Here is a 20,390-nt window from a genome sequence, read left to right on the forward strand (position 1 = left end):
TCCGCGGAGGCGGTAGTCAGAGGTATCAGGCCTTGCCCTAGTATACCATCGCTCCATTCCTGCTCTTTGTCGGACATACTTCCCGATTTCTACGGCATGGCCTACGATGGAGACTGGGCGGCAGCAGAGCACCTTTGCTCGCGTCGCCGGGAGGCTCGAAATGTTGACTTGGTCGGGCAAGGCGGGAGTCTTGATGGCTGCGATCGCTGTAGCACCGGGCGTCATGGCTGGCTGCTCCTGCGGAGACACGGGGGGCACTGCGCCTATAGGGTCCGGCGGCGCGGGGCCTGGCGGTGGGATTGGGAATGGAAATGGAAGTGGCACCGGCTTCGGCGGCTTCCAGACGATCGGCAGCGGGGGCGGTGCCGGAGGCGAGGGCGCCTGCGAGGGCCTCGAATGCCAGCAGGTCGAATGCGAGAACGGGGCGACGACCACGGTGAGCGGCACCGTATACGACCCCTCGGGCAAACTGCCCCTCTACAACGTGATCGTCTACGTCCCCAATGCTCCGCTCGATCCCATCCCCGACGGCGCGACCTGCGATCAGTGCAGCGCGACGCTCTCTGGCTCACCCCTCGTGACAGCGCTGACCGACACGAAAGGAAACTTCGTGCTGGAGAACGTGCCTGTCGGCGAGAACATCCCGCTCGTCGTGCAGGTGGGCAAGTGGCGCCGCGAGATGACGCTCCCCGTCGTCGAGCGATGCCAGGACACCACGACGGAAGCCGGGATCATCCGGTTGCCGCGCAACCAGGCGGAGGGCCACATCCCGAAGATCGCGCTCACGACGGGCGGCGCCGATCCGCTCGAGTGCTTGCTGCACAAGCTCGGGATCGACGAGAGCGAGTTCACGCCGGAGACCGGGACCGGACGGGTCAACCTGTTCGCCGGCCGCGGGGGCGGCGATTTCCCCGTGACGACGCAGTATACGCAGCGCCTGAATCAAGGCGCGGTGCTCACGTCGGCCACGAGCCTCTGGGGGACCGTCGACGCCCTGCGCCAGTACGATATGGTGATCCTCTCCTGCGAGGGCGACCCGTACGTGGAAGACAAACCCGAGTCCGCGCGCCAGGCCATGTTCGACTATACCGCGCTCGGCGGGCGCGTGTTCGCGTCCCACTGGCACAACGTCTGGCTGAAGCGGGGGCCGGCGCCGTTCCCGGACACGGCGGTCTGGGACGACTTCAACGAGGACCCCGAGAGCCCCCTCACGGCGCTCGTGGACACCACGCTCCCGAAGGGGCAGGCGCTGGCGGATTGGCTCGTCAATGTCGGGGCGTCGGAAGTGCCCGGCGAGATCGTGATCAACGGGGCGCAGCACACGGTGAACGACGTGACCGAGGGCGTCTCGACGCGGTGGATCTATTACAATGAGCCCGCGCCGGCCGGGGTCCAGTACTTCACCTTCAACACGCCCATCGACGCCGAAGCAGATCAGCAGTGCGGGCGCCTCGTGTTCACGGACATCCATATCTCTGCAGGCGACCTCACGGGCCCGCCCTTCCCGGAGGGCTGCTCCACGGCGGAGCTGACGGCTCAGGAGAAAGCGCTGCTCTTCATGCTGTTCGATCTGTCGTCCTGCATCGTGCCCGACGACGAGCCGCCGCCGATCCCCATCCCGCAGTGACCCGCGTCGCTCGCGTGCGCCGGGCCACCGGCGTCCGCGCGCCGGCCCCGGAGCGCCCCGCCGGGGCTGAAGAATGCATGTCGGCATTCTCCTGAACTACGTCGTCTCCATCCCGAGTCGCCCCACACGCGATCCTTGCCGCCGTGCGCGCCTCGGAGATATCGATTGAGCCGAGGAAGGAGACGGAAGCCGACGGAAGCCGACGGAGCCGACAAGCATGACGACAGCCGAGACAAGAGGCTGTCGCGGTGGGAGGCACCACGCACATACGGAATGTCATCCATGCATGGCCCGGCGATCCTGCTAGGATGAATCTCGCCCGCAGTGCGGGGTCGCATGCCGGGCCTGAGTCGCTGGCTTTCCGCTCGGCAGAAGGAACATTCCTATGATGGTCCAGCATCGCCCTACGCCAGCGGCTGCATGTCGGACCATCGAGCGCTGGCTCCGCGAGGGCGGTCGCGCGCCGCGGTCGCGCGGGGCATCGCAGGAGACCTGGCGCACGGAGGCGCCTTCGCGGCAGGGCGAGATGGGGGGTATGTGCGGAGTGATGGAGGGCGATGAAGTTCAGGCCCATCCTGCGTCGCCGCCGCCGTCATCGCGCCGGTACCTGGTCGGCCGGCGCGGCGACGCGGGCTGCCCGCTCTGCGCGCGGCGCGCGGGCGTGCGGTCGACGATGCCGGGTCTCGGCGGGGCGCCGTACCACTTCCTGAGCGCCACATGGGTGGTCCTCATGGTCGGCGAACCCTTGCCGCCGTCTCCGTGATCGCGCCTGGGCGCGGCCGCGATCGAGCCGGCCGCGCCTTCGAACAGGACACCGCGCTCCGGGGGCGTCCGTCGCCATCGCCCCGGAGCGGGCGCGCGCCGGCGTCTTCCCTCGCCGCCGGAGGGAGCTGGGGGCCGTCGCATCGGGGCGCGGCGGCCTCGCGAGGAGGCTCGACACCCGAGCGACTTCCGGGCACTGCCTGTGATGGGAATGCGATGAGATAAGGTGCGGGTGGGCGCTCCGCAGCGAGCGGCGCGCCCGACGCAGCGGCTCAGCTGACCGCCGACCGCTTTCCGGCGGTCGCGCGCTTCTGCCCCGCCTTCGGCGTGCCCGGCTTCGCCGCCCTCGTCCGCCGTGCCGCTCCGCGCCCGGCGCGTCCGCCGGCCGACGGCGACCTCATCGCGGCTGCGCGCTGCGGCGCCGCTCGCTTCGCGCCCGCCTTGCGCGTCGTCTTTCGCCCGCTGGCCGTCGTCGTCCCGGCCGTGCTCCGCGCGCGCCCCGCCGCCCCGCCGGCGGCGGTCCGCTTCCTCGTCGTGGTCACCCTCTTGGCCGTGGCGCTTCGCTTCCGGCTCGTCTGTCCAGAGGTCGCCTTCCTCGGCGCGCTCGTGGCCTTCTTCTTCTCCGCGGTGGTGCTCCGCGCCGTGCCCGGCCGCGCCGCGGCGCTGGCTCCTGCCTTGCCCGCTCCCTTCTTCGCCCGGGTCGCTCGCCGGGTCGACCCCGCCGCCATTCGTGCGCCGGCAGGGGACTTCGTCCGCCTCCGCGGAGCCGTCCGACCCGCCTCGCCCTGGGACGTCGCAGGCGCAGCTTGCTCGCGCTCGCCGCTCCCGACCCGCTTTCTCTGCTTGGACGTATCCTTCGATGTCTCGCCTCTCGGCATTGAGCCCTCCCCCCGAGCTCTCTCGACATGAGCTCGCTCGTGGACTCATGGTGCCACAGCCTTCCCTCTTTCCCGGTCGGAAAGTCGGCGGGGAGCACCGGAATCGAAATCAGGATCTGCTGTAGTCCACCCCGGCGGAAGCGCCTATTGCGCGTCAGGTGCTCAGCAGATCCGCGCTCCGGACGCGCTCGGGAGGAGCCCCGGGCGCAGCGAGCCCGCGCCAGCGCGAGGCCCGCTCGCGTCGAGCCGACATCACGCCTGGCGCCGCAGGTCAGAAGCAGGTCCCGCCGCCGCAGCTCCTGCCCACGCAGCGCATCAGCTCCACCGTCTCCGGGCCGTGGATGCACTGGGACCCGCAGACGGCGGGGCCGCTGCCCTCGTCACGCCTCGCCGGACGCGCAGCGGCTGCCGCTTGCGGCGCACGCGCCGCAGGTCAGCCCGCAGAGCCCGGGGACCTCGCCGACGCAGATCTCGTCCCAGCGCGTGGTGCAGCAGAACGGGTCGAACCGGCAGAGCTCCGCCGCGCACCCGCCGCGGCGCTCGGCGAGCGGCGCGCCGATCTCGCAGGGAGCGTGCGAGCAGTCCGCGCCCCCGCACACGCCCCGCTCGCAGACGCCGGAGCAGCACGCGTCGGCCGATCCGCACGCGTCCCCGTCCGAGCTGCGGCCGCCGCAGATGCCCGCGTTGCAGCGCCCGGTGCAGCAGTCCGCGCCCTCGCCGCACGTCGAGCCGCCGGGCGCGCACGCCTCGGCGCAGACGCCCTCGACGCAGGCGCCGCTGCAGCACAGGCCGGCGCAGCAGTCGCCCGGGGCGGCGCACGGCGCGCCGTCCTGCGCGCAGCTGTCGCCGCCGCAGATCCCCTGCGCGCACACGGCGCTGCAGCAGTCCGCCGCGCCCTGGCAGGGGCCCCCGTCCTCCTGGCACGCCGGCGGGTCCGGGGGCGCGTCGGGGGCGCCCCCTGCGCCCACGAGATCGAGCGGCCCGACGAGCTGCTCTCGGGAGCCGCAGCCGACGGCCGGCGCCGCGAGGACCACGAGCACGAGAACGAGGACGGGCGCCCGCAAGCGCGCGGCGCCGAGGGGTTCACGGGCGCAGTTCACGACGGGCGGGCGTGACGGTGGGGCAACGGCGGGGACGTGGGGAAGGGGAAGTGGAGATGGAGCCGGCGACGGCGAACGGAAGCGGGGGAGCGGCGAAGCGGCGGCGCCGGGGCGGGAGACCTCGGCGGCCCGCCGAACGTGCGGACCCGAGGCGGCTTCCGATGCTACACTCACCAGCGTGTCGTTGAAGATCGACCAGGATCACGGGCGCTTCCGTCAGATCGTTCGCGGCCGCATCCGCGAGAACCTGCGCAAGTACATTTCGCAGGGCGAGCTCATCGGACGAAAGGGGAAGGACCTCGTCTCGATTCCCATCCCTCAGATCGACATCCCGCGCTTCCGCTTCGGCGACAAGCAGCGCGGCGGCGTGGGGCAGGGCGACGGCAACCCCGGCGATCCCGTGGGCGGCTCGGACGACAAGCAGCCCGGCCAAGGGCAGGCGGGCAGCGGCGAGGGGGACCACCTCCTCGAGGTCGACGTCACGCTCGAGGAGCTCGCCGGCATCCTCGGCGAGGAGCTCGAGCTGCCCGACATCCAGGACAAGGGCAAGAGCAAGATCTCGAACGCCCACGATCGCTACTCCGGTATCCGCAGGGTGGGCCCCGAGTCGCTGCGCCACTTCAAGCGGACGTACCGCGAGGCGCTGAAGCGGATGATCGCGAGCGGGACGTTCCGCCCGGCGGCGCCCGTCGTCGTCCCCGTCCCGGACGACAAGCGGTACCGCTCGTGGAAGACGATCACCGAGCCCGTCGCGAACGCGGTCATCATCTACATGATGGACGTCTCCGGGTCGATGGGCGACGAGCAGAAGGAGATCGTGCGCATCGAGTCGTTCTGGCTCGATGCGTGGCTGACCCGCCAGTACAAGGGCCTCGAGTCGCGCTTCATCATCCACGACGCGATCGCCCGCGAGGTCGACCGGGACACGTTCTTCCACACGCGCGAGTCCGGCGGCACGATGATCTCGAGCGCCTACAAGCTCTGCTCGCAGATCATCGACAACGACTACCCGCCGGACGAGTGGAACATCTATCCATTCCACTTCTCCGACGGCGACAACTGGTCCATGGACGACACGCTCTCCTGCGTGGACGTGCTCAAGACCCAGATCCTGCCGCGGGTCAACATGTTCGCCTACGGGCAGGTCGAGAGCCCCTACGGCTCGGGCCAGTTCATCAAGGATCTGAAAGAGCACTTCTCGCAGGACGATCGGGTCGTGGTGAGCGAGATCAGGGACAAGGACGCCATCGTGGGCAGCATCAAGGATTTCCTGGGGAAGGGGAAGTAGAGCGGTATGAGCAAGTTCGCCCTGAACACCGCGCTCCCCCGCTACCTGCGGACCGAGAAGGAGCGCATCGAGAAGATCGCCCAGGACTACGGGCTCGACTTCTTCCCGGTCATCTTCGAGATGCTGACGTACGACCAGATGAACGAGATCGCGGCGTACGGCGGCTTCCCGAGCCGCTATCCGCACTGGCGGTTCGGCATGGAGTACGAGCAGCTCTCGAAGAGCTACGAGTATGGCCTCTCGAAGATCTACGAGATGGTCATCAACAACAACCCTTCGTACGCCTACCTGCTCGAGGGCAACTCGCTCACCGACCAGAAGCTCGTCATGGCGCACGTGTATGCGCACGTCGACTTCTTCAAGAACAACTTCTGCTTCCGGTCCACCGATCTCGACCAGCGCGGCCCGATCGTCGATCCCGTGCGGAGGAGCGACGCCTACGATCCCGACCGCAAGTGGATCGACAAGATGGCGAACCACGGCGCGCGCGTGTCGCGCCACATCGAGCGCTACGGCATCAACAAGGTAGAGGCGTTCGTCGACCACTGCCTCTCGCTCGAGAACCTGATCGACCCGTGGGCCCCCTTCTCCGGCCGCCCCGTGCCCAAGGAGGACGAGGAGCCCGCGGAGGAGCCGATGGACACCTACAAGCTCCGGGCCAAGGAGTACATGGACTCCTTCATCAACCCGGAGGAGATCCTCGCGGCGCAGCGGAAGAAGCGGCAGGAGCAGAAGAAGCCGGAGCGGAGAGTACCGGAGCGCCCGGAGCGCGACGTGCTCAAGTTCCTGCTCGACCACGCGCCGCTCGATCGGTGGGAGCGCGACGTGCTCGAGATCATCCGCGAGGAGGCCTACTACTTCGTCCCGCAGCGCCAGACGAAGATCATGAACGAGGGGTGGGCCTCGTACTGGCACTCGAAGATGATGACCGAGAAGGTCCTCGATGCGTCGGAGATCATCGACTACGCCGAGAACAACGCCGGTGTCATGGCGACGGCGCCGGGGCGCTTCAACCCCTACAAGGTCGGCGTAGAGCTCTATCGCTACATCGAGGAGCGATGGAACAAGGGCCGCTTCGGCCGCGAGTGGGAGGAGTGCGCCGATCTCGACGCGAAGCGCACCTGGGACATGCGGCTCGGGCTCGGCCGCGAGAAGATCTTCCAGGTGCGCGCGCTCTACAACGACGTGACCTTCATCGACGAGTTCCTGACACCGGAGTTCGTGATCGAGCAGAAGATGTACACGTTCGGCTTCTCGGGGCGGAACGACAGGTTCGAGATCGAGAGCCGCGAGTTCAAGGAGGTGAAGGAGAAGCTCCTCTTCCAGCTGACGAACTTCGGCGACCCCTACATCCGCGTCGTCGACGCCAACTACGGCAACCGGGGAGAGCTCCTGCTCGAGCACGTGCACGGCGGCTTCGACCTGCGCGCCGACTACGCGCGCGAGACGCTCGTGGCGCTCGTCCGGTGCTGGAAGCGGCCGGTCGGCGTGGCGACGAAGATGGATAACAAGCCTGTGCTGCTCCGGTACGACGGCAAGGAGCACGCGATGACCCCGTACAAGCTGTGAGCGCCTGCGGAGCGATCCGCCGGCTCGGCGTCCTGCTCGCGCTCGCCGGCTGCGCCTCGGCGGCGCCGACGTCGCGAACGCCGGCGCCGGCGTCGCGACCGCCGGAGGCCCCCGCGGCGCCCGCCCCGCGCGATCTGCCGGTGAAACCGGCGCCCGCGCCGCCGGCGGAGAGCGGGGCGGCCTCGGGCTCGGCGAGCGCGCCGGCCGGCTCGGGTGTCCCGCTCGACGCGCCGTCCACCAGCGAGGTGGCGGCGGCGAGCCCGCCTCCCCGCGTCGCCCGCGGCACCGGCACGCCGGCGGACAGGAAGCTCGAAGAGGGCGACGCCGCCTACGCGAGGGGCGATTTCGCCGCGGCCGAGAAGGCCTATCGCGCGGCCGCGCTGCTCGACAGGAAGGACGCGGCGGCGATCGTGGGCGCTCAGCGCGCGGCGATCGCCAGGGCAGGCGTGTCCACCGACTACAACGGAGCTCCGGGCGACAGGACGCTGCTCGCGGCGCTCCCGGAGCTGAAGCGCGCGGTGACGCTCGATCCCGCCCATCCGCTCGCGCACCTCGAGCTCGGCCGCGCTCTCCTCGTCCTCGGCCGCGCCGACGCCGCGCTCGGTGAGCTGACGCGGGCCGCAGAGCTCGCCCCGAGCGATGCGGAGGCGCGCTCCGCGCTCGGCGTCGCTCACCTCGCGCTCGGCAATCTGCAGGACGCCGTCCGCGAGCTGACGCGGGCCGCGGAGCTCGCCCCCGGGGACGCGGAGCGACAGGCGAACCTCGGGACAGCGCTCCTGGCCGCGGGGCGGGCGGCCGACGCGATCCGTGCTTACGAGCGCGCCGCGAGGCTCTCGCCGGCGGACGCGCGCCTGCAGAACGACCTCGGGACAGCGCTCCTCGCCGCGAACGATCCCGCGCGCGCCGTCCCGCACCTCGAGGCGGCCGTGGCGCGCGATCCGGGCCGCGCCACGTACCGATCGAACCTCGGCTATGCGTACCACCTCCGCGGCGATCTGCCGAAGGCGACCGCGCTCTACCGCGAGGCGCTCCGGCTCGATGACAAGCTCGGCAGCGCCTGGATCAACCTGGGGAACGCTCTGGCGCAGTCGGGCCAGCTGAAGGACGCGCGCGCAGCGTACGAGAAGGCGCGCGCCATCGATCCCACGGATCCGCGCGTGAAGGCGGTGATGGACGAGCTCGACGCCATCGAGCGGCGCGGCGCCGCGCCGCGGTGACAGGCGCTTATCCGTCCTCGCTGCCGCCGTGGCGCATGTCAAGCGCAATCGTCGTCGAGCATGCGCCCGGCCTGGTGCGCTTCGCGCAGGGCGAAGAGGGCGAGTTGGCGGGCCAAGCAAGCTCACGAACACGCGGGGCATGGTAGCGTGCTCGATTGAAGAGGGGGCTCGACCCGGGGCGCGGGCCGCGGTCCTTACGTCGTGGTGAAACCCTCGCCGGAGAGGGGCACTCGCCGCCGCGCCCTTCGCCCGCGCTGGGTAGGTGACCCCACCGAGCTCCGCACACTTCCGTAGCGACTCTCGACCACATGCCATGAGCCATCTCGCCAGTGCGAGGCGATGGCATGAAAGTGTTGACAGGACCGACGCGCTTTCGATTACCTCCTTGAAGGTGTTCTCGAGGGCTTCGACGGCGGGTTGCGCCGCCTTCCAGGGTCCGTGGTCGGTGCGGGCGGCGACGAACGCTGTGCCGTCGCTGCACGACGAGCGTGCAGCCACTTGTGGACAAGTCGCCCGGCGAGCGCCCCTGCAGCGGGCCTCCCTCATGGCGCTGAGCTCGGGCAACCGCGCGCAAGACGCGGCGAAGCCGCGTGGCCACGGGCCTGTAGCACCTTTCTTCACATGATCGGATCATCAGTAGTGGAGAAATGTGATTCGGATTACAGTATCGTTTCGATCTTGTGGCAATCCGGGCGCCTTCAGGGCAGTCCTCGTCAGCGCTGTGCTCGTCCGAGTTCACCATGGCGATCTCGAGCGGGAGCGCGACGCACTCGACGCGGCACCCAGACTCCAGGTACTCTGCGTCCTGCCTCCTCTCGCAAACCAACCCCGAGGCCTTGATGTCCGTTTCGAAGCCGACCGATGTAGCCCCGACGCTGCGACCACCGCCGGTCATGGCGCCGAGCGGCATGATCATCTCAGCGAACTTCTCGGTCACCGGCTTCAGCAAACGCTGGAGCCACTGCCATCAGATGGCCAACTTCCTCGCGCGGTACGCGAGCGCAAACGAAGACGATCCCGAGCGCTATGCCACGCTGCTCTCGACGTTCTTCAACGAGCTGCTTGAAGCCATCTATCGCAACCACGAGCCTTCAGGCAACATCAATATCAAATTCAAACGGAATCACGGCCGTATCAGCGTGAGCGCTGAAGTGCCCGCGAATGAAGAGAACATCCAGTTCTACACAAACGCGGTCAACTTGATGAACCAGCCGGATCCGATGGCATGGTATCGAGAGCAGCTCGAGCACGACGTGCCCGACAACGATATCACCACTCTTGGTCTCCTAGAGCTCGCCGTCGTTTACGGCTCCACCTTAAGTGTCACTGAACCCAAGAACGGGACCTCGCTGACTTTGAACATCGAGCTGCCGTTTACTGAGGTAGATGAAAATGAGTGCTTCAATCTACCCTGAGCACGTCGTCCCCCCCTCGTCTTCGTCGGGGAGCCTCCCCTCGTGGCGTTCATCGGTGACCTTCAACATGCGGGTCGACCAGGATGACCAGGAGGTGGCCCTGGCCGGCATGCTCCGCCCATTCGTGGGCGACCAGATGCGGGCGATCCGGGGAACGCTCGAGACGGCAGCGAAGAACGCCACAGGCGAGCTTTGCCTGGATTTCAAGCGTCTCAAGTACATGAACAACGTGGCCTTCCTCGAGATCAACCGATTCGTTCGGTGGGCCGTGGAAGCGCGGCCCAACCTCAAGATTCGCCTGATCATTTCGAGCGTCATCCCTTGGGCGATCCGCAAGTTCCAGGTCATCGCGGAGCTCTATCCGAACGTCTCTGTCGTCATCTACGACAAGGCGTTCTACCCCCTCCAGCAGGTCATCGAGGACGATGACTTCATCGTCGTCCTGCTCACCCAGGCCAAGATCATCTGGGAGCACGAGCGGCTCATCCTGGAGCGCCACGGGCTACAGCCCGGGATGCGGATAGCGGACATCGGCTGCGGCCTGGGCGAGTTCTCGCTGAAGCTGCAGAACTACTTCAAGCCCGAGTACATCGTGGGCGTCGACCACTCCAGGCCGATGCTCAGGTACGCCCAGAAGGTGGTGAAGAACCTCGGCATCGAGAACGTCGAGTACCAGTACGGCGACGCCGCGGCGCTCCTCCTGCCGGACAACTCCTATGACTTCGTGTCCTGCCGGCTGTCGCTCCAGGTCTTCGATCAGCCGAAGCGCATCCTCAACGAGCTGTTCCGCATCTGCAAGCCGGGCGGGCGGATCTACGTGACCAACGAGATGATGTCCTGCATCGCCGGGTATCCGCAGCAAGAGGCCATTCGTTGGACGTACGACGAGATCATCAAGATGGGCCGCAAGCTCGGGATGGACATGGATATCGGCTTCAAGACGCGGGAGATGCTCGTCGAGAGCGAGCTCGAAGACGTCAAGGTCGATCTGGTCAACATCACCAACATGAACACCGATCGCCACGACTTCGCCAAGGTGGTCGAGAGCTGGTCCTACGTCATCAACCAGATGGCCCAGAGGACGGAGGCCGACGCAGAGACGCAGGAGAGGTTGAAGGTCGGCCATGCGGCGCACGTCGAGGCGATCCTCAGCGAGCGCGGCTTCGCCTCCTGGCCTATTTACGCGGGCTCCGGGCGCAAGCCACTTCGGTGCACGTGAGCGGTCGTATATGGTGAGGGAAGCCAGGCGGGCGGGCGGCGTCAGCAATACCGGGTGAAGGAGATGCGTGACGTGGCATCCTCTGATAGACAACGATCACCGGTGGGACCGAGTGGAATTTTCGCGAGGTTGACCAAGTTCAACACGAAGTTCCTCCTGGTGACCGGCGTGAGCGTGCTCATCGGCGCGATCCTGAACATGATCGTCGCCCGCCAGGGCATCCATCGCCTGAGCGAGAAGTCGACGCGTGAGATCGAGTCCGGCCTGAACGTGGCCACTCGCGAGTACCTCACCAACCACATCGAGGACAAGGCTCAGCACACAAACTTCCAGCTGCACCACGCCTATTCAGACCTCGAGATCTTCGCCAGCATCGTCCAGCAGTCGATCGACATCGGGCAGGACATCCAGCCGATGCTCGACGTCGCGGGCAGCCTGCCCGCGCTGCGGGACAAGCTCGTCTACAACCCGCAGGGCAACTGGTATCAGAACGGCCCCGACGAGCCGGCCGCGGTGACGGTCTGGGGTTACATGGGCGACCACGGGACGATCCTCCCCGACGTCCAGCGCGCGGTCGATCGGTCGGCGTGGCTCGACCTGCTCATGCCGTCGTTCGCGGCGCACGGCGCGGCGAAGCTCCAGCTCTATTATGTCGGGCCTCGCGAGCAGCCCTTCGCGCGGATGGTGCCCTACACGGATACGGCCGGCGCGTGCGACAAGAAGTACCCGGGGCACAACGAGAAGATCTGGTACGACTTCTTCTTCCCGGGCCTCGTGGACAGCTGGCTCGAGTGGATCAAGACGCCGGACGGGCTGAAGCAGCTCAAGACCCAGATCACCGTCCTCCCTCCGTACGAGGACGCTGCAGGCGGCGGCGCCGTCATGACGGTCTTCCATCCGCTCTGGAACAAGCAGCGGAGCGCCTTCGCCGGCTCGGTCGGCATCGACCTGACCCTCGGGCAGCTCATCGAGTCGATCAAGGACGTGAAGCTGGCGCAGACCGGCTTCGCCTTCCTCACCCAGTCGGACGGCAACGTCCTGGCGGTCAACGACGCTGGCGCGGTGACCCTCGGCCTCCGGACGAGCTCCGACAAGGCCGAGGCGGGCGTCGGGCTCCTGACCCGGCGGCTCAAGGACAGCAAGGAGTCAGGGATCGCGACCCTCACGCCGCCCCTGGCCGACCAGATCGACTATCACGAGGTCACGATCGGCGGCCAGCAGCACATCATCGTGCTGGAGCGGCTCTCCGCGCTGAACAGCTGGGCCGGGTCCACGATCGCGACCGAGCACTGGACGCTCGGCTTCGTCGTCCCGAAGAGCGAGATGTACGCGTCGCTCATCGCGGCGCAGGACGCCATCGAGCAGAGCCGGACGAGCATCGTCACGACGCAGATCCTGATCACGATGGCCTCGTTCCTCGTGCTCATGCTCGGCGTCTACCTCGTCTCCCGCAAGATGACGGGCGCGCTCGTCGCGCTCTCGACCGGCGCGACGCGGATGCGGGAGGGCGATTACGGCGTTCGCATCGACGTGAACTCCGCGGACGAGATCGGGCAGCTCGGCGTCGCCTTCAACAACATGGCGAGCGAGATCGAGGCCTACACGAACAACCTCGAGGAGCTGGTCGGTGAGCGGACGCGGGCCCTCGAGAAGGCGAACGAGGAGATCAGCGAGCTGAACGCGAAGCTCGCCCAGGAGAACATCCGGCTCGGCGCCGAGCTGAACGTCGCGCGGCAGCTGCAGCTCATGGTGCTCCCCGCGCCGAGCGAGCTCCAGGAGATCCCGGGCCTCGACATCGCGGGCTACATGGCCCCGGCCGACGAGGTCGGCGGGGACTACTACGACGTGCTCCGGAGCGACGGGCTCGTCAAGATCGGCATCGGCGACGTCACCGGCCACGGGCTGGAGAGCGGCGTGCTCATGCTCATGGTCCAGACGGCCGTCCGGACGCTGCTCGCGAGCAACGAGCGGGATCCGAAGAAGTTCCTGAGCATCGTCAACAAGGTCATCTACCAGGACATCCAGCGCATCCGGTCGGACAAGAACCTGTCGCTGACCCTGCTCGACTACAGCGACGGTCAGCTCCAGCTCACCGGCCAGCACGAGGACCTGATCATCGTCCGGAAGAACGGGACCCTCGATCGTGTCGAGACCATGGGGCTCGGGTTGCCGATCGGCATCGACCTGGATATCAGCGACTTCATCGGTAGCATCGAGGTGAAGCTGGAGGCCGGGGACGTCGTGACGCTGTTCAGCGACGGCATCACCGAGGCGGAGGACTCTGCAGAGGAGCAGTACGGCATCGACCGGCTGTGTCAGGTGATCTCGCGAAACCACCAAAGAACATCGCGGGAGATCAAGGACGCTATCATCGAGGACGTCTTGGCGCACGTAGGCTACAACAAGATCCATGATGACATCACTGTACTTGTCATTAAGAGGGTATGAGCAAGGGGGAGACTGGGCATTACCATGAGCGAAATCATCGGCGTCTACTCTTTAGACGATTCGTTCAGCGAACACATGTCGCTGACGTTGTACCCCGACTCGTTCGCGGTGAGATGGAGCCTTTGTAACCTGACGGCCAATTTCATGGCCGAGTACTTCGGCGAGCTCTTTCCGGAGATAGACGGCGAGGACAGGCTCATCAGCCGAGACGAGGTCTCAGGCGCCATCGGGTACGTTCTGAACGAGCTGGTTGAGAACGCCGTCAAGTTCAATCAGCACGGTGACATCACCGTGACCGTGGGTATCGGGCGTGAGGATCTGGTGTGCCTCGTCAGCAACCAGATCACGAACGCCGCCGTCCCCTCGCTGCGTGAGAAGCTGCTCGAGCTCACTCAGGAGGACCCTGGTGAGCTCCTGCGTCGGCAGGCGGAGGCGAACGCCGAAGACGCGGAGAACGCCGGGTCAGGGCTCGGGTATCTCATCATCATGAATGATTACGGTGTCAGTCTTGGGTGGAAGCTGGACCCGATCTCGGTCAACAGCTTCAGCATCAAGACGATGGCCAGGATTCCTATTTTGAACGAAAGGTCGAGAATGGAAATCAAAGGTGGTAACTATCGGGTTTGGTACGATCCCTCTGAGGTGGTCGTGTACCTGGAAGGCATCCTTCGTCTTGGCGGCACCACCGAGTACGCCCCCATCGAGGAGCTGCTCGACAAGGTCCTGGCCACGAACCCTCCCACCATCACGCTCGACGTCAGGGCGCTGAACTTCCTGAACAGCTCGGGGATCAACGTCCTGTACAAGTTCGCGATCGCCACCCGGAAGAAGGGCGAGCTCCAGCTCATCGTCCGCGGGTCGAAGTCCATCCCTTGGCAGGGGAAGTCGCTGCCCAACCTCAAGAAGTTCAATCAGAACTTCGAGATGATACTCTGTGATTGAGATCGGATGGGTTCGTCCGTCCAACCCGATTCGCGTCCAGGTCGAGCCATGACTGCACCCAAGGACATCAGCTCGATGCACTCCAGAGGCTTCCTGCAGAAGCAGAGCAATCTGGATGCCATCAGGGCCGTCGTGAAGGAGCGGCAAGCGTGGAACACCCTGCTCCGCGAGGAGGGGAATTTCACAGACTTCATGGAGCGCTGCAGTGCGCTCCTGGAGTACGTCGACAAGCTGAAGCTCGACTTCGACGACCTCTCGCTGGTGCACGAGGCGATCCTGGAGCACGCGACCAGCATCGAGAACGAGCTGGAAGGATACAACCGGGCCATCGACGACGACCTCGCCGTGGCGCGGCAAGTCCAGCGCGCCTTGCTCCCGGAGGCGAGCGGGGCCATCGCCTCGTCGTTCGACATGGCGATCTTCCACAAGCAGCTCGCCCAGGTGGGAGGGGATTACTACGACTTCTTCTACCTCCCCGGCGAGCGCCACGCGATAGGTGTTTACGATATCTCGGGTCACGGAGTATCGTCTGCGCTCATCATGGCGTTCTTGAAGGCTCAGTTCGCCCACGCCACCAAGCGGCTAGATAGCCCGGGGGCGATCGTGGACTGGGTGAACCGGAGCGCTTACTCGTTCCTCCGAGAAGTTCGCCGGTACGCGACGGTGAACTTCGTCATGTTTACGGACCGATTCCTCCGCTACGTCTCGGGCGGAGGGTACGGGCTCCTGGTCCGTCGCGGTACGCCTCGCTCGTTCAACCGGGTGAGCAACTTCATCGGTCTGCGCATCAAGCCGTTTCACGAGTTCGAGCTGCCGTTCGAGGAGGATGACGTCCTCGCCTTGTACACAGACGGGATGTTCGAGGCGCAGGACGCGAGCGGGGAGATATATTCCGTGCAACGTCTCAACGAAATCGTCGTCAAGCACAGCGAGGAGCCTGTCCAGGTCATCCTCGACCGGTGCATCGAGGACTACACGCGGTTCCGGGTGGCGGACGCCGACGACATCACACTGATCATCCTGCGAAGGTGCGCCTGATGAAGCCCGAGAAGAATCATTCGCAGACGTCGGTCGGTGCATCGATATATATATCTCCGATCGATCACATCACGGGCGACGTGGCCGGCCTGCTCGCGAACTTTTTGGACGCGCTTCTGGTCAGGTTCTATCCCAGACGGATCTGCCAGAAGGTCAACGTGGTCGTCACGGAGCTCGTCACCAACGTGCTCCAGCACGGGACCGAGCGTGAGAGCGAGGTGCGGCTCGATCTGAGCATCGATCCGGATCGGCTGCTCATCAAGGTATCCAACCGCGTTACGCCGGAAGAGTACCGTACCGTCAAGGCGGTATTCGACGAGATCTTCGCCGCGGAGGACCCGAGAGAGCTCTTTGCCAGGACGGTGCGCGAGCGGCGCAACGATCGACGCAGGGGCGGTCTTGGGCTCATTCGACTGACCGCTGAGAACAAATTCCATCTCTCGACGCAGTACGTCGATGGAATTCTCGTCGTCCAGGCTACTTTCCCTTGAAAAGGCTCCGTATGTTTTCCACGAAAGGTCGCGTATGAAGGCTCTCAGCTATGGAGAAATCACGGATGGCGGGCTGAGCGTCTTTCAGTCGGTCGCCCGGCTCGATGACGACAACCGCCTCGTCTTGACCTTCGAGGGCGCTATCCGGATCGACAACCCGTACCGGTACCTGTCGAGCTACCTCGACGAGCTGGCCCGAGTCCTGCCGCAGCACCCGATCACGTCCACGGTGATGGATTTCGTGAAGATGCGGTTCTGCAACTCGAACGGCTTCTACGTCATCATGGACATCGTGGACGCCGTGTACAACCTGGTGCCCGGGCGGGTGACCGTGCGGCGGATCCTCGACGACGACTGGCAGCACGAGACGTTGCCGATCCTGCTCAACCTGAACGAGGAGCACGTGGCCGCGCGGACGACGTTCGAGGACGTCAAGGAGCCGTAAGCGTGGGGGTGTGGGCTGGGTAAGGCTACCGGCGATGTACACACCTGCGAACGAAGCGGACGTAGAGAGGTTCTTCGCTGTCTGTCCCGATCCGCTGTGCGTTCTGCGGATCGATGGGTCGTTCTTGCGCGTGAGCGGTGCCTGGGAGAGGACGCTCGGCCTGGGAGCCGAGGAGCTCGTCGGGCGGAGCCTCTTCGATCTCGTGCATCAGGACGACGTCGCCGCGACCAGGGAGCAGATGGATCGGCTCCGGCAGGGGCCTGTCACGCTCGGGCTGGAGAACCGGTGCAGGAGCAGGAGCGGCCTCTACGTGTGGCTGTCGTGGTCGATGCTCTCGGTGCCGAGCGAGGGGCTCGTGTACGGCTGGGCGCGCAACGTGGGCAAGCAGAAGCGCCTGGAGCGGGCGCTGATGCAGCGGATCGAGACGAAGATGCTTGTCGCGTCGATCTCGGCCCATTTCATCAATGTGAAGCTCGCGGACATCGACCGCGGCTTTCACTCGGCGCTCGCGGAGCTCGGGAAGGCGCTGCGCGCCGACAGGACGAGCCTGTTCCTCCTCGCGGACGACGGGCGGCGGTTCCTGGCCACGCACGAGTGGTGCGCCGAAGGGGTGCCGTCGATGCTCGCGCAGCGGGGCGTCGTGTCCAGGGACGTGTATCCGTGGCTCGTCGAGAGGCTGTTCCGGCTCGAGGTGGTCGACGTGCCGCGCGTGGCCGACCTGCCCGAGGAGGCCGCGAGCGAGCGGCGAGCGTTCACGGAGCTCGGGATCGCCTCGCTCGTCCGGATGCCGGCGGCGTACGCGGGGCGGCTCGTGGGCGTCGTGGGGCTCGACGCGGTGCGATCCATCCGCGCGTGGGACAAGAGCGTCCGGGCGCTGCTCCAGGTCATCGGCGAGTTGTTCGCGATCACGCTGGAGCGCATGCGCGCCGAGGAGTCGCTGCGGGAGGTGGTCGAGCAGCAGGAGTCGCTCCGCGCGGTGATCGAGCGGCAGGAGTCGGCGATCGAGACGCTGTCGACCCCGATCATCCAGGTCTGGTCCAGCGTGCTCGTGCTGCCGCTCGTGGGCAGCATCGATCGGCACCGGGCGACGGAGATCACGGAGAAGCTGCTGCACACGATCGTGGAGACGAAGTCGCGCTACGCGATCGTCGAGGTGACGGGGGTCGAAGAGGTCGACTCCACGACGGCGCAACACCTGATAAGCATGCTCCAGACGATCGAGCTGCTCGGGGCTCAGGGGGTGGTGGCCGGGGTCCAGCCGCAGGTGGCGCAGACGGCGTCGTCGCTCGGCATCGATCTCTCGTCCGTCCAGGTGCACCGGGACCTCGAGGAGGCGCTGCGGTGGTGCATCCGGGAGATCCGGGCGGACCGGCGCGGGAAGCGGCGACGGCTGGGGCGGCGGTAGATCCGGGCTGAACGGCCCCCGTGGAGGAGGCTCATCGCGCGTCGCGCGGAGGACCGAACTCGCCTGAGACGTTGTGTCTCCGGCGTGCGAGGCACGCCGGAGACACAACGTCATTTGCGCTCAGACAGCGGCCCTCCGCGCGCCGCGCGATGAGCCCCCTCCACGGGGGCCTGCGGTGGGAGAGAGTGCCGCGCGATGAGCCCGCTCCGCGGAGCCTGCGGTGGGAGAGCGTCCGCTCGGTCGGTTGGGGTCGCGGGAGCTTGACGCGCACCCGGGGAGCGAATATTTCGTACACGAAGCATCGTGACAGCGCCCCTGCCGCCGCCCGAGAGGCCGGAGATCGACGCGATCGTGGAGATGATCATCTATCTCTACACGGAGTCGCGCAGGCTCACGAAGGGGATGGCGAGCGGGTTCGGCCTCACCGGACCACAGCTCACCATCCTCAAGCTGCTCGAGTCGTTCCAAGATCTCTCGCTGTCCACGCTGTCGGAGCGGATCCGGGCGCAGAACAGCACGGTGACCGGGATCGTCGATCGCATGGAGCGAGAGGGGCTCGTCCGGCGCGAGCGCTCGAAGGCCGACCGGCGCGTCGTCCACATCCGGCTCAGCGAGAAGGGGGCGCGGCTCGCACGCGAGATCCAGGTGGAACCCATGGAGATCTTCCGGAGCGCCCTGCTCAGCCTAAGCCCGACCGACCTGCGCGATCTGCTGCGGATCCTGACGAAGCTGCAAAAGCAGGTGGTCTCGCGGGTCGGACAGAATAGGGCAGAAGACGAGCGACGGCGCTGAGGTCGCGAAAGGGAGGCAGGGGGCATGAGAGAGAAGCCGACGTTCACCGGGGAACCGAGAGATCCGAACGGGCGAGATCCCGACGTCTGCGTGGTGACCTGCGCGCTGAGCGGGGTGCTCGCCAGCCGCAAGCAGTGCGCCGCCATCCCCTATACGCCGGTCGAGATCGCCGAGGAGGCCAAGCGGGCCTACGACGCGGGGGCGGCGGCGGTGCACATCCACGCGCGCAACGACGACGGCTCACCGACGTTCTCTCCGGCCGTGTTCGCGAGGATCAAGGACGAGGTGCGCCGGCGCTGCCCGGTGATCCTGAACTTCTCGACGGGCACCCTCCTCGACGACGTGAGCGAGCAGTGCGCGACCATCCGCGAGAGCCGCCCGGAGATCGCGGCGCTCAACATGGGCACCATGAACTACTCGAAGTACTCGCGCGCGCGGAAGAGCTTCGATTTCGATATGGTGTTTCCCAACACGTACGCGAAGATAAGCAAGCTCCTTGGCGCCATGAACGAGGCCGGGACCAAGCCCGAGCTCGAGTGCTTCGATACGGGGCACACCCAGGGCACGTGGCCGCTCGTCGACATGGGGCTCCTCAAACCCCCGCTCCAGTTCTCGTTCATCGTCAACGTGCTGGGCGGCATCCCGGCGCACGTCGAGTCGCTCCAGCTCCAGACAAAGATCATGCCGCCCGGCTCGGAGTGGGAGGTGATCGGGATCAGCCACGGGCAGTGGAGGATGCTGGCGGCGGCGCTCGTGCTCGGCGGCAACGTGCGGTGCGGGCTCGAGGACCACTTCTACCTGCCGAGCGGCGAGATGGCGCGCAGCAACGGAGAGCTCTGCGAGGTGGCCGTGCGCATGGTGCGCGACGTCGGCCGCAGGCCCGCGACGGTCGATGAAGCCCGGCAGATCCTGGGGCTGCACGACGGCGGCGCGCCCGGCCCGGCGGGGGAGGCCGCCTCGTGACGGCGCGCGCGTACACGGTCATCCAGGCCTCCTCCGCGGGGGGCGTCCTCCGGCTCACGCTGAACAACCCGTGGCGCAAGAACGCGATCGGGCCGGCGATGGTGAGCGAGCTGCTCGACGCCCTGGCGGCGGGCATCGCCGACGAGGCGGTGCGCTGCGTCGTCCTGACCGGCGCGGGAGACGCGTTCTGCGCGGGCGGCGACTTCGCGCAGATCGCGGGCGCCGACGGCGCGCCGCCGGCCGAGGTGAAGGGCGACTACGCGGACCTCTTGCTCGCCTTCGCGAACTCGAGCAAGCCGATCGTGGCGCGGGTGAACGGGCACGCGCTGGGCGGCGGGCTCGGGCTCGTCGCGGCGTCGCACTTCGCGATCGGCGCCCGCGGCGCCAAGCTCGGGACGCCGGAGATCAACGTCGGCCTGTTCCCGATGATGATCATGGCGGTGCTCCAGCGGCACGTGAGCCGGCGCAAGCTGCTGGAGATGATGCTGCTCGGGCAGCGCCTCGACGCGGACGAGGCCGCGCAGTGCGGCCTGCTCAACAAGGTGGTCGAGCCGGAAGCGCTCGACGCCGCGGTCGACGAGGTGACCTCCGCCATCACCTCGAAGAGCCCCATCGCGGTGCGGCTCGGCCTGGAGGCGTTCGCCGCGCAGGACGATCTCGACCTCGAGTCGGCGCTGCCGCTCCTGCGAGAGCGGCTCGCCGGCTGCCTCGCGACGGACGACGCGCGCGAAGGGCTCATGGCCTTTCTGGAGAAGCGAAAGCCCCGCTGGTCGGGCAAGTAGGCGCGCCAG

At 66.9% G+C, this 20,390-nt stretch carries 18 protein-coding genes; 16 read left to right on the forward strand and 2 right to left on the reverse strand.

What is annotated here, in order from left to right; translation table 11 throughout:
- Window positions 1-436 precede the first annotated feature (436 nt).
- Window positions 437-1,627: a carboxypeptidase regulatory-like domain-containing protein gene (locus WME90_RS09580; RefSeq protein WP_437280777.1), complete on the forward strand. Its 1,191-nt coding sequence runs from the start codon at window positions 437-439 to the stop codon at window positions 1,625-1,627.
- Window positions 1,628-2,191: 564 nt separating this feature from the next.
- Here WME90_RS09580 and WME90_RS09585 read toward each other — a convergent pair.
- The gene (locus WME90_RS09585; RefSeq protein ID WP_437280778.1) at window positions 2,192-2,359 is read right to left on the reverse strand and encodes a hypothetical protein; all 168 of its coding nucleotides are present in this window, start codon (window positions 2,357-2,359) and stop codon (window positions 2,192-2,194) included.
- A gap of 471 nt (window positions 2,360-2,830) precedes the next feature.
- Here WME90_RS09585 and WME90_RS09590 point away from each other — a divergent pair, with 471 nt between their 5' ends.
- Window positions 2,831-3,298, forward strand: a complete 468-nt coding sequence (locus WME90_RS09590; RefSeq protein ID WP_437280779.1) for a hypothetical protein — start codon at window positions 2,831-2,833, stop codon at window positions 3,296-3,298.
- A gap of 349 nt (window positions 3,299-3,647) precedes the next feature.
- Here the strand turns inward: WME90_RS09590 and WME90_RS09595 are convergent, their stop codons facing one another.
- Window positions 3,648-4,331: a hypothetical protein gene (locus tag WME90_RS09595; RefSeq protein ID WP_437280780.1), complete on the reverse strand. Its 684-nt coding sequence runs from the start codon at window positions 4,329-4,331 to the stop codon at window positions 3,648-3,650.
- 214 nt (window positions 4,332-4,545) lie between these two features.
- Here WME90_RS09595 and WME90_RS09600 point away from each other — a divergent pair, with 214 nt between their 5' ends.
- The 14 genes from WME90_RS09600 (at window position 4,546) to WME90_RS09665 (ending at window position 20,381) form a co-directional block, all read left to right on the forward strand.
- The gene (locus WME90_RS09600; protein ID WP_437280781.1) at window positions 4,546-5,655 is read left to right on the forward strand and encodes a DUF444 family protein; all 1,110 of its coding nucleotides are present in this window, start codon (window positions 4,546-4,548) and stop codon (window positions 5,653-5,655) included.
- Window positions 5,656-5,661: 6 nt separating this feature from the next.
- Complete coding sequence (locus tag WME90_RS09605; protein WP_437280782.1) at window positions 5,662-7,224, forward strand: SpoVR family protein; 1,563 nt, start codon at window positions 5,662-5,664, stop codon at window positions 7,222-7,224.
- Entirely contained in the window at window positions 7,221-8,441 is a 1,221-nt protein-coding gene (locus WME90_RS09610) for a tetratricopeptide repeat protein (RefSeq protein ID WP_437280783.1), read from the forward strand. The genes WME90_RS09605 and WME90_RS09610 overlap by 4 nt, the downstream gene beginning before the upstream one ends.
- Window positions 8,442-9,280: 839 nt before the next feature.
- A complete protein-coding gene (locus tag WME90_RS09615) occupies window positions 9,281-9,856 on the forward strand; it encodes a hypothetical protein (protein WP_437280784.1) in 576 nt (191 codons plus the stop codon).
- 55 nt (window positions 9,857-9,911) lie between these two features.
- Window positions 9,912-11,075, forward strand: coding sequence for a methyltransferase domain-containing protein (locus tag WME90_RS09620; RefSeq protein ID WP_437280785.1), 1,164 nt, complete (start codon window positions 9,912-9,914; stop codon window positions 11,073-11,075).
- Window positions 11,076-11,204: 129 nt separating this feature from the next.
- Window positions 11,205-13,523 carry a SpoIIE family protein phosphatase gene (locus WME90_RS09625; RefSeq protein ID WP_437280786.1) on the forward strand — a complete coding sequence of 773 codons (2,319 nt, stop codon included), beginning with the start codon at window positions 11,205-11,207 and terminating at the stop codon, window positions 13,521-13,523.
- 24 nt (window positions 13,524-13,547) lie between these two features.
- Complete coding sequence (locus WME90_RS09630) at window positions 13,548-14,465, forward strand: slr1658 superfamily regulator (RefSeq protein WP_012234413.1); 918 nt, start codon at window positions 13,548-13,550, stop codon at window positions 14,463-14,465.
- A gap of 48 nt (window positions 14,466-14,513) precedes the next feature.
- Complete coding sequence (locus WME90_RS09635) at window positions 14,514-15,503, forward strand: PP2C family protein-serine/threonine phosphatase (RefSeq protein ID WP_437280787.1); 990 nt, start codon at window positions 14,514-14,516, stop codon at window positions 15,501-15,503.
- Window positions 15,503-15,994 carry an ATP-binding protein gene (locus tag WME90_RS09640; RefSeq protein ID WP_231864758.1) on the forward strand — a complete coding sequence of 164 codons (492 nt, stop codon included), beginning with the start codon at window positions 15,503-15,505 and terminating at the stop codon, window positions 15,992-15,994. Before WME90_RS09635 ends, WME90_RS09640 begins: the two co-directional genes overlap by 1 nt.
- Before the next feature lie 34 nt (window positions 15,995-16,028).
- On the forward strand, window positions 16,029-16,439 hold the full coding sequence (locus tag WME90_RS09645; RefSeq protein WP_020734190.1) for a hypothetical protein: 411 nt from the start codon (window positions 16,029-16,031) through the stop codon (window positions 16,437-16,439).
- 34 nt (window positions 16,440-16,473) lie between these two features.
- The gene (locus WME90_RS09650; protein WP_437280788.1) at window positions 16,474-17,844 is read left to right on the forward strand and encodes an STAS domain-containing protein; all 1,371 of its coding nucleotides are present in this window, start codon (window positions 16,474-16,476) and stop codon (window positions 17,842-17,844) included.
- 303 nt (window positions 17,845-18,147) lie between these two features.
- Window positions 18,148-18,636 carry a MarR family winged helix-turn-helix transcriptional regulator gene (locus WME90_RS09655; protein WP_437280789.1) on the forward strand — a complete coding sequence of 163 codons (489 nt, stop codon included), beginning with the start codon at window positions 18,148-18,150 and terminating at the stop codon, window positions 18,634-18,636.
- Between the two features lie 24 nt (window positions 18,637-18,660).
- The gene (locus tag WME90_RS09660; RefSeq protein WP_437280790.1) at window positions 18,661-19,599 is read left to right on the forward strand and encodes a 3-keto-5-aminohexanoate cleavage protein; all 939 of its coding nucleotides are present in this window, start codon (window positions 18,661-18,663) and stop codon (window positions 19,597-19,599) included.
- On the forward strand, window positions 19,596-20,381 hold the full coding sequence (locus WME90_RS09665) for an enoyl-CoA hydratase/isomerase family protein (protein WP_437280791.1): 786 nt from the start codon (window positions 19,596-19,598) through the stop codon (window positions 20,379-20,381). The genes WME90_RS09660 and WME90_RS09665 overlap by 4 nt, the downstream gene beginning before the upstream one ends.
- Window positions 20,382-20,390 lie beyond the last annotated feature (9 nt).

This window comes from Sorangium sp. So ce375 (assembly GCF_051473855.1).
Classification (GTDB): Bacteria; Myxococcota_A; Polyangia; order Polyangiales; family Polyangiaceae; genus Sorangium.

Coding starts and splice junctions, on each gene's coding strand:
- WME90_RS09635 (WP_437280787.1), top strand. CDS start 14,514: ATGACTGCACCCAAGGACATCAGCTCGATGCACTCCAGAGGCTTCCTG.
- WME90_RS09585 (WP_437280778.1), bottom strand. CDS start 2,359: ATGAGGACCACCCATGTGGCGCTCAGGAAGTGGTACGGCGCCCCGCCG.
- WME90_RS09615 (WP_437280784.1), top strand. CDS start 9,281: ATGTCCGTTTCGAAGCCGACCGATGTAGCCCCGACGCTGCGACCACCG.
- WME90_RS09605 (WP_437280782.1), top strand. CDS start 5,662: ATGAGCAAGTTCGCCCTGAACACCGCGCTCCCCCGCTACCTGCGGACC.
- WME90_RS09640 (WP_231864758.1), top strand. CDS start 15,503: ATGAAGCCCGAGAAGAATCATTCGCAGACGTCGGTCGGTGCATCGATA.
- WME90_RS09630 (WP_012234413.1), top strand. CDS start 13,548: ATGAGCGAAATCATCGGCGTCTACTCTTTAGACGATTCGTTCAGCGAA.
- WME90_RS09660 (WP_437280790.1), top strand. CDS start 18,661: ATGAGAGAGAAGCCGACGTTCACCGGGGAACCGAGAGATCCGAACGGG.
- WME90_RS09650 (WP_437280788.1), top strand. CDS start 16,474: ATGTACACACCTGCGAACGAAGCGGACGTAGAGAGGTTCTTCGCTGTC.
- WME90_RS09645 (WP_020734190.1), top strand. CDS start 16,029: ATGAAGGCTCTCAGCTATGGAGAAATCACGGATGGCGGGCTGAGCGTC.